Origin of the sequence: Mesorhizobium sp. WSM3873, from assembly GCF_001672445.1 — a bacterium.
Taxonomy (GTDB): domain Bacteria; phylum Pseudomonadota; class Alphaproteobacteria; order Rhizobiales; family Rhizobiaceae; genus Mesorhizobium.
Genome location: NZ_LYTM01000043.1, coordinates 1 through 9,341 on the forward strand (window position 1 = coordinate 1; position 9,341 = coordinate 9,341).

The following is a 9,341-nucleotide window of genomic DNA, read 5'->3' on the forward strand; positions in this document are numbered from 1 at the left end:
GGTTTGGGGGGACTTGGGGGGTGACCCGTCGATCTAACAATGCCTGAGTCGGGTGATGGTTCCGTGACCGCGAAAAAAATTTATGAACGCGTCGATTTGGCTCTCGACCAGTCGCGTGCGGCGTGCGCGAAAACCGCGCAAAGCACGATCGCGCCGCCGACGATGCTGGCCAGCGGTGGGAATTCGCCGAGGAACAGCAAGGCGAACAGGATGGCGAACGGCACTTCGCCCGAGCCGAGCAGGCCGGATTCGGCGGCGGGGATAAGCCGCGAACCTTCGGTCCACAGGATCGAGGCCAGCGCGAAGGAGCAGCCGAAGGTGGCAAGCAGCACCATATCGCGGGTCGAAACGGCAACCGGGTCGGTGACGAACCAGCCGAGGACGAAGAGCAGGAAGGCCGACACCGCGCCGGCCCAGACGACGGGCGAGTCGCGAAAGGCGCGCACCATGATCATGTAGAGCGCGCTGCCGGTGGTCATCAAAAGCGCCAGCCCGTCGCCGAACAGGTGGCCGCTGCCAAAGCCGCCGCCCACCATGACGGCGACGCCGCATAGCGACACGGCCGCCGCCAGCATCGTCTGCAGCCGGAATTTTTCCCGCACCAGCAGCAAGGCAAGCAGTGCGGCTATGAAGGGTGAGGTGGCGTAGATCACCGCGACATTGGCGACATAGGTGTATTTGAACGCCGCGATGAAGGCGATGCTGGCGGCAGCCCCCTCGACCGCAAGCAGCCAGCCGCGCCAGCCGAGCCTGAGGCTCTCGCGCCCGCCCGAGCGGCGGCGGCGCCACAGCACGTAAAGAGCAATCAGGATCGAGCCGAAGAAGCCGCGCCAGCAGGTGATGGTCAGCGGATCGGCATGGATCGACTTGGTCAGCACGCCGGTGAGCGCGAAGGCGACGGCCGAGGCCGAGACCAGCACGACGCCCAGCATGCGCTCGGCTGTGGCGTCGGCGGTGCCCTTGGCAAGCTTTTCAGGCATGTCGACCGTATCCGTCATGGCACCAGACTATGCCGCTCGTGCTGACAGCCTTCTGTCATGAGTCCTCGACCCGTTTGCGGAAACGCTCGTTGCCGACGATCAGCAGGCCGGCGCCGATGATCAAAGCCGCGCCCATGAAAACTTCGGTTCTCGGCACGTCGCCCCAGATGGCGAAGCCCAGCGCGAACGCCCAGACCAGCGAGGTGTATTCGAATGGCGCCACGATCGACACCGGCGCCCGTTTCATGCCCTCGAACAGCATGTATTGCGCGACGCCGCCGAGCGCGCCGACGCTCATGAGAAGCATGAGTTGCGGCGCGTCGGGCATGCGCCACCAGATCAGCGCCGGCACCGCCGAAAAAAGCAGGAAGTAGAAATTGTTGAGCACCAGCTGGATCGTCGTGCGCTCCTGCATCGCGGTCTTGCGCAAGAGCACCACGGCGATGCCCCACAAAAGCGCTGCCGCCAGCACAAGCAGGACCGGCACGGAGAAGCCGAGACGCGCCGGGTCGCAGGCGATGAAGACGCCAACGAATCCGACGAACACCGCCGCCCAGCGCAAGAGCGGCACGGTCTCGCCCAGCATCACCACTGAAAGCACGGTGACGATGATCGGCGCGGCGTAGTAGATGGTGGTGAGCTCGGCGAGCTGCAGCGAGCGTGCGGCGTTGTAGTAGCAGAGCCAGGCCGCGAGCGTGAACGCGCTGCGCACCAGCATCGGCCGCACGATGGGCGAGCTTACCGTGTCGGCGAACAGCGTCCGTCCGCCGATCGCGCCGCAGGCGGCAAGGACGGTGACCGAGCGGAAGAACATGATCTGCCACACCGTCATGCCGGCCACCAACAGCTTGATCGAGGCATCCTGCGCCGAAAACAAGAAATAGGCGGCCGCGGTGAACAGGATGCCGGCCAGCACCCTTTCGCGGCTTTCGAGGACGACGACATCGGCCATGCGGTATCGATTTGCCAGCGTGGAGGCGGCTCCGCCCCATCGGATCCACTTCTGCCAGCTATACGGGCGAAAGCTTCTACCGCGCTGTTCCAGCGCGGCGCTTGCGTTGGGGCAGAGCCCTCGTGGCCGATCGAGAAGCGCTTACTGCGTCGCCTGGTAGAGCTCGGAGGCTGCCTCCTTCAGCGCGCGCCTTCCGTCGGGCCTGAGGTACATCATGTGGCCGCCCTCGACGACATCGAGACGGATCGGTTTGGCGTCGGCGAGCGAGGGAAGCTGGTTCACCAGATAGCGCGAGGCCAGGTAGGGCGTGACGAGGTCGGTATAGCCGTTGACGATGACGACACCGAGCGAGGGATTGAGCGAACGCGCCCGCTGCAGGTCGTTCATCGCCCCGGCATAGCCTTGCCCCGAGGTGCCGTACTCCCAATTGCGACTGATCTCGCCGTTGAGCAGCCGGTAGCTGACATCCGTGCGATAATTCAGCTCGTTACGGGCGTAAGCGACAAAGGCCGAGGTCAGCACCGGCACACTGCGGTCAAGCACCGGGTCCGGGCCTTCTATGCGGGCGCTTCCCGGCGAGATATCGGCGGTGCTGATCGTGGCATCGTACGGGCTGAGCACCTTGCCCTTGGCGCGCTGGAACTCGCGGGTGAACAGGCCGGTAGGGACACGGGCGAAATTGCGCTCGACGAGTTCGAGCGGCAGGCCGGTGATTTCCGCCACGCGCCCGCTGGCGAGCTTGCCGCCTTGCTCCAGCCCGCTGGCGAGCGCCGTCAGATAGTCGCCAAGCGCATAGTGCTCGACCTCGGCCAGCCTGTCGCGCAGCGCCTCGCCGCTGACGCCGTCGGCGCGAAGCCGCACTGCCGCCAGCGAAGGCAGTTCGAGCGCCCAGTGCAACTGGTCGAATTGGTCCGGCCGCACCAGCATGAACTCCAGCGCCGGCGAGATCAGCACGATGCCGGAGGGGCTCAAGCCGACATCCTCCTGCAGCGTCCTGGCGAGCAGCGCGGCGCGAAAGCCGCCATAGCTTTCGCCGGCGAGGAAGAGCGGTGAAGCGGTGCGGCCGTTCTGCGCCAGATAGAGCCGTATGAAAGCGCCGACCGAGCTGGCGTCCTGGTCGACGCCCCAGAACCCTTTCGTGTCCTGGCCCGGCGCTTCGCGGCTGTAGCCGGTGCCGACCGGATCGACGAAGACGAGATCGGTCATGTCGAGCCAGCTGTCCGGATTGTCGACGAGCCTTTGTGGCGGCGGCAGGAATTGGCCGTCGGCAGCGGTCGCAACGATGCGCGGGCCGATCGCGCCGAGATGCAGGTAGGCGGAAGCCGCGCCCGGCCCGCCGTTGAAGACGAAGGTGATCGGCCGCTCTTTGGCCAGGGCGGGCGACTGCTGCGTGTAGGCGACGTAGAAGATCTCGGCCGTGACCTCGCCCTTGCCGGAAAGCAGCGACAGCGTGCCGGCCTTGGCCTGGTAGTCGAGCTTGCGCCCGCCAAGGGTGATCGAATGCTCGGTGACCTGCGGCGGCGGCAGAAGCGACAGCACGCCGCCGGCCGGCGCCGGCCGTTCAGGTGTCTCGGCGCCGGCTGGCTGCGCAAAGGCTGTGAGCGCCAGGAGGATGAAGGGCAGGAGCTTCAACTTGGACCGCATGCGACCTCCGCGGGAACGACCCCCGCAAAGGTATGGCCGGGGCGGCCGAAGTCAAAGGGCATAGGCTTGGCGCTGCGTTGGAACTGCGATCTCCCCCGTCGCGGGGGAGATTGGCTCACAAGGGGGGAGATCAGCTGGCGCTACTGTGCCGATGGCACTTCCGCATCCCCTTCGTCGGTGAAGGGCGAGGCGCTCGGCACGCACTGCACGGCCCAACCCTGCGGCGTCGGCTGCTTCTGATATTCGGCAATCGCGTTGGTGCACTGTTCGCGGGTGTCGAAGGTGCTGGGCAGCACCGCCATGCCGCCCTGCGGGCCGGCGATAACAAGATACCAGACCAACGCTACGCTGGGGGTGGCAGCCATGGGGATTCCTCTTTGCTGGATGTCGGAGTCGGGTCGATGCTAGCAACTCCCAGCAAAAGGCGAAAGCGGGGCGGCGGCATACGCTGCCCCGCCCTGGTCACAGACCCGTGAACGACCGCTGGCCGGACGCTTATTCGACAGCGAAGCAGTAGAACAGGCCGTCGCCGCCCGTGCCTCTCAGCGCCTCCTGGCTGCAGCCGCCGCGCGAAGCATGTGAGGAATTCCACGACTTCGCCGCGGCCGATTCGTCGAGGCCGGCGCGGTCGTGATGGCCCGTCATGGCCGCCCCTTCCGCGCCGCTCATCGTCCAGTCGCCGCAGGTCTGGTCGGCGATCTTGGTGCCATCGGGCTTGGAGCCGGTCAGCACGTCGTGGCGGTTGGGCTTGTCGCCGCGGCCGTTGACGACTTCGCCCTTCTCGGTAAGCGCCGTCTGCTTGCTGATGGAGTTGGCGTCGCTGTGCAGCGAGGCGACGTCGTCGGCGATCTTCTCGCCCTTGGCATTGAACCAGGGACCCTTGCCGATGCGGTCGCGCGCATCCTCGGCGCTGGAGGACAGATAGGCGTGCCAGGTCTTGCCGGTGACACCGGCCGCTTCTGCCAGCGAGGCGCAATGCGCGTCCGCACCCTTGAGGCCGCCGAGATCGGCGCCCTTGCCGGAGCCGACGCTGGTGACGAAGAAGCTCATCTTGGCGTCTTGCGACAGGGCCGCGCCTGCCGTGGCGGCGAGTGCGGCGGTAATGGCGGTGGCGGCAACGAGAAGAAGTCTGCGCATGTCGGTCCTCCGGTTTCGAATGTTCTACATTCGAAGAACGTAGCCGGAGGCCTGTTTCATCCGCCTTGAGGCAGGTTTATTCCGGTTGCCGATAGGCGACGAAACGGTTGTGCCTGGCCTGGAAGATCAGCCCGGTTTCCTTCAAGTCCGGGCTTGCCAGCGGCACGATGCGTTTGGCGATCTCGGACGGATGCGGCAGCGTCTCGGGATCCTCGCCCGGCATGGCCTGAGCGCGCATTGCGGTGCGGGTGGCGCCCGGATCGGCGGCGTTGACCCGAAGCGGCAGGCTCTCGGTCTCATGCGCCCAGGAGCGCATCATCGTCTCCACCGCGGCCTTGGAAGCCGCGTAGGGCGCCCAGAAGGCGCGCGCCGAGTGCGCCGCGTTGGAGGACATGATGATCGCGCGTCCGGCGTCGGAGAGCCGAAGCAACGGATCGACCGAACGGATCAGGCGCCAGGTCGCGGTGACGTTGACGGTCATTACCTTATCGAAGGTTTTTGCTTCGACATGGCCGATCGGCGAGATCACCCCGAGTATACCGGCATTGGCGACCAGGATGTCGAGCTTTCCCCAGCGCTCGTGGATGGCGCCGCCGAGCCGGTCGATGCCCGCCATGTCGGCGAGGTCGAGCGGCACCAGCGTCGCCTGTCCGCGGCCGTCGGCCTTGATCGCATCGTCAAGCTCTTCCAGCCCGCCGACGGTGCGGGCGACCGCGACGACATGCGCGCCGGCGGCAGCCAGTTCCCTGGCGATGAAGTAACCGATGCCGCGCGAGGCGCCTGTGACGACCGCGACGCGGCCGGAAAGGTCGAGGGTCATGTGAGGGATTCCGTGGGGTGGACCGGCTTATGATCCGCCGCTCGCCAGCAGCGACAGCGTGCGCACGTTGTCGTGGCCTTCGAAGTCGAGCAGGCGGGTAGGGTACTGGCCGGTGAAGCAGGCGTCGCAGAATTGCGGCTGGTCGTTGTCGCGGCGCGCCTCGCCGACGGCGCGGTAGAGCCCGTCGATCGACAAAAACCCGAGCGAATCGACGCGGATGAACTCGGCCATCTCCTCGACCGACATGCGCGATGCCAGAAGCTTCGATTTCTCCGGCGTGTCGACGCCGTAGAAGCACGATGCGCTGGTCGGCGGCGATGCGATGCGCATATGCACTTCCTTCGCGCCGGCGTCGCGCACCATCTGCACGATCTTTTGGCTGGTGGTGCCGCGCACGATGGAATCGTCGACCAGCACCACGCGCTTGCCCTCGATCATGCGGCGGTTGGCATTGTGCTTGAGCTTCACGCCCATGTGGCGGATGGAATCGCCCGGCTGGATGAAGGTGCGGCCGACATAGTGGTTGCGGATGATGCCAAGCTCGAAGGGAATGCCCGCGGCCTGGCTGAAGCCGATCGCGGCCGGCGTGCCGGAATCCGGCACCGGCACGACGATGTCGGCCTCGACCGGGTTTTCCTGCGCCAACTCGGCGCCGATGCGCTTGCGGACCTCATACACGTTGCGGCCCTCGACCGAGGAATCCGGCCGCGCGAAATAGACATATTCGAAGATGCAGAAGCGGGTCTTCTGCGGCTCGAACGGGAACAGGCTCTCGATGCCCTTGGCGGTGATGACCACCATCTCGCCCGGCTTGATGTCGCGCACGAAACGAGCGCCGATGATGTCGAGGGCGCAGGTTTCCGAAGCGAGTATCCAGGCGCCGTCGAGGTCGCCGAGCACCAGCGGACGGATGCCGAGCGGATCGCGGCAGCCGATCATCTTCTTGGCCGTCATCGCGACCAGCGAGAAGGCACCCTCGACCTGGCGAACGGCATCGATGAAGCGCGAGTTCAAATCGCGTTCCTTGCTGGTCGCGACCAGATGCAGCAGCGTCTCGGTGTCGGAAGTGGAGGAGAAGATCGAGCCCTGTTTCTGCAATGCGCGCTGGACGGTGAGCGCATTGGTGAGGTTGCCGTTATGGGCGACCGCAAGGCCGCCTTCGGCCAACTCGGCGAAGAAGGGCTGGATGTTGCGCAGGCCAGCGCCGCCGGTGGTGGCGTAGCGGGTGTGGCCGATGGCGCGGTTGCCCTGCAGGCGATCGATGACGTTCTGTTTGGTGAAGGTGTCGCCGATCAGCCCGACATGACGCTCGACATGGAACTGGGTGCCGTCATAGGAAACGATGCCGGCGGCTTCCTGACCGCGATGCTGGAGCGCGTGAAGCCCGAGTGTGACGATGGCAGCCGCGTCCTGCCGGCCGAAAATGCCGAACACGCCGCACTCGTCATGGAAATGGTCATCGGCCTCGGCGGAAAGGACTTTGCCTGCGTCTGCCGTTGAGTCTGCCATCTGGGGCTCAAGCTCCGCTAAAACCGCCATATAAGGCGATCGCTCATCGAACGCAACGCATGCGATGCCGCATTCATAAAATGCAGGCCAGTGCCGGAACTGGCCTGGATTTCAGTTTGCCGGCGCCGGAGCGGCGGGAGCCGGGGCGGGGGCTGGGGCCGGCTCATTGTCGGCCGGCGCTTCGCCTTCGCTGTCGTCGGGCGCCGTCGCGCTGTCGTCGCCGGTCGCCGGCGGCTCGGCCGCGGGCTGGTCGGTGGTCGCCGGCGCGCCGGCCTGGGGCGTGACCTTACGCGTGTATTTGTTGACCAGCTCTTCCGTGTTCTCGGGCAGCACGCTTTCGAGCTTGGCGCCGATCGTCTCGAGCAGCGGCCGCGACTTGGCGTTGGCAACCCAGGCGGGCGCCTTGGCGCCGGCCAGCCAGTTGAAGAACAATAGCGCCACCGCGACGACCAGGATGCCGCGCGCCGCGCCGTAGAGGAAACCGAGCGTGCGATCGAGCGCGCCGATGCGCGAATCGATGATCCAGTCGGCGATCTTCATGGTGATCACCGAGACGACGATCAGCGCGATGACAAAGACGATGCCGGCCGCCGCGGCCATGGCGATCTTGTCGTTGTCGACATAGGGCTGAACGTAGGGCAGGACCGGCTTGTAGAAGAAGAAGGCCGCCGCCGCCGCCGCTGCCCACGACACCACCGACAATACTTCGCGGGAAAAGCCGCGCACCATGGCAAGCATCGCCGAGACCAGGGTGAAGCCGACGAGAATTCCGTCAAGCAGCGTAATCGGCATGTCTTTCGCCCCACATCATGAGCTGCATCACTCCCCCTCGTCGGCGCGGCTGCGCCGTGAGCCGGCTATGCGCGCCACCAGGTCGGCAAGCTCGGTGGGCTGGAAAGCGCCGGCCGCGATTCCCCCGGCCCCATTACCGCCAACGACTTCCTCGCTGCCGAGCGGCAGCACCGCGCTTCCAAAACCCAGCTTTTCGGCCTCTTTAAGGCGCTGCTGCGCATGCGCAACCGGCCTCACCGCGCCCGAAAGGCTGATTTCGCCGAAATAGACGCAATCGGCGGGAAGGGCAAGACCGGTGAGCGACGAAACCAATGCTGCGGCGACCGCGAGGTCGGCCGCCGGCTCCGAGATGCGGTAGCCGCCGGCGACGTTGAGATAGACGTCGTGCTGGCCGAAACGGACGCCGCAATGCGCTTCCAGCACCGCCAGCACCATAGAGAGCCGCGCGCCGTCCCAGCCGACGACGGCGCGGCGCGGCGTGCCGAGCGAAGAGGGCGCCACCAGCGCCTGGATCTCGACCAGCACCGGCCTTGTGCCTTCCATGCCGGCGAAGACGGCGGCGCCGGGCGACTTCGCATGCCGCTCGCCGAGGAACAGCTCGGATGGATTGGCGACCTCGCGCAGGCCCTTGTCCGACATCTCGAAGACGCCGATCTCGTCGGTCGGCCCAAAGCGGTTCTTCACCGTGCGCAGGATGCGGAAGTGGTGGTTGCCTTCGCCCTCGAAATAGAGCACGCCGTCGACCATGTGCTCGACGACGCGAGGGCCGGCGATCTGGCCTTCCTTGGTGACATGGCCGACGAGCACGATCGCGGCGCCGGTGGATTTCGCATAGCGGATCATCGCCTGGGCGGCCGCGCGCACCTGGGTGACCGTGCCGGGCGCCGAATCGGCAAGATCGGTCCACAGCGTCTGGATGGAATCGAGGATCACCAGATCGGGCCGCTTGCCGTCGGCGATTGTCGCGAGGATGTCCTCGACATTGGTCTCGGCGGCGAGTTCGACCGGCGTCGAGGCGACACCGAGGCGCTGAGCACGCAGCCTGATCTGCGCGACCGCTTCCTCACCTGAAACATAGACGATGCGGTGGCCTTTCGAGGCCAAAGCGGCTGCGGCCTGCGTCAGCAGCGTCGACTTGCCGATGCCGGGATCGCCGCCGACCAGAAGGGCGGAGCCGCGCACGAAGCCGCCGCCGGTGGCGCGGTCGAGTTCGCCGATGCCGGAAACGATGCGCGGCGCGTCCTCGATGTCGCCGGAGAGGCTGGTGAGCACCACGGCGCGGCCCTTGCGCGCATTGCGGGTGTTGGCCGGCCCCGAGCCGATGCCGCCCGCGGTGCCTTCCTCGACCAGTGTGTTCCACTCGCCGCAGGCGTCGCATTTACCGGCCCAGCGCTGATGCACCGAGCCGCAATTCTGACAGATGAACTGAACGCGCGATTTGGCCATTAGTGTTGGGCCGATCGCAAATTTTCGAAGGCCGGCGTTCCCGCCCACCCCCCTCTGTCCT

Annotated in this window: 9 protein-coding genes; all 9 read right to left on the reverse strand. The window is 66.3% G+C overall.

The window, feature by feature from the left end:
- Positions 1-80: 80 nt before the first annotated feature.
- The 9 genes from A9K71_RS22855 to radA all read right to left on the reverse strand — a co-directional run bounded on the left by A9K71_RS22855 (position 81) and on the right by radA (position 9,280).
- Positions 81-980, reverse strand: coding sequence for a DMT family transporter (locus A9K71_RS22855; RefSeq protein WP_082980662.1), 900 nt, complete (start codon positions 978-980; stop codon positions 81-83).
- Positions 981-1,035: 55 nt separating this feature from the next.
- Positions 1,036-1,932, reverse strand: a complete 897-nt coding sequence (locus A9K71_RS22860; protein ID WP_067001357.1) for a DMT family transporter — start codon at positions 1,930-1,932, stop codon at positions 1,036-1,038.
- Positions 1,933-2,073: 141 nt separating this feature from the next.
- Positions 2,074-3,576: a peptidase S10 gene (locus tag A9K71_RS22865; RefSeq protein ID WP_067001360.1), complete on the reverse strand. Its 1,503-nt coding sequence runs from the start codon at positions 3,574-3,576 to the stop codon at positions 2,074-2,076.
- Positions 3,577-3,716: 140 nt separating this feature from the next.
- Positions 3,717-3,941 (reverse strand): hypothetical protein, encoded by a 225-nt coding sequence (locus A9K71_RS22870; protein WP_067001363.1) that lies wholly within the window; start codon positions 3,939-3,941, stop codon positions 3,717-3,719.
- A 130-nt stretch (positions 3,942-4,071) separates the two neighbouring features.
- On the reverse strand, positions 4,072-4,713 hold the full coding sequence (locus A9K71_RS22875; protein ID WP_067001366.1) for a hypothetical protein: 642 nt from the start codon (positions 4,711-4,713) through the stop codon (positions 4,072-4,074).
- A gap of 76 nt (positions 4,714-4,789) precedes the next feature.
- Positions 4,790-5,533, reverse strand: coding sequence for an SDR family NAD(P)-dependent oxidoreductase (locus A9K71_RS22880; RefSeq protein WP_067001369.1), 744 nt, complete (start codon positions 5,531-5,533; stop codon positions 4,790-4,792).
- A gap of 27 nt (positions 5,534-5,560) precedes the next feature.
- Entirely contained in the window at positions 5,561-7,042 is a 1,482-nt protein-coding gene (gene purF / locus A9K71_RS22885) for an amidophosphoribosyltransferase (protein WP_067001372.1), read from the reverse strand.
- 111 nt (positions 7,043-7,153) lie between these two features.
- The gene (locus tag A9K71_RS22890; RefSeq protein WP_067001375.1) at positions 7,154-7,834 is read right to left on the reverse strand and encodes a CvpA family protein; all 681 of its coding nucleotides are present in this window, start codon (positions 7,832-7,834) and stop codon (positions 7,154-7,156) included.
- 27 nt (positions 7,835-7,861) lie between these two features.
- Positions 7,862-9,280: a DNA repair protein RadA gene (radA, locus tag A9K71_RS22895; protein WP_067001377.1), complete on the reverse strand. Its 1,419-nt coding sequence runs from the start codon at positions 9,278-9,280 to the stop codon at positions 7,862-7,864.
- Positions 9,281-9,341: the final 61 nt, after the last annotated feature.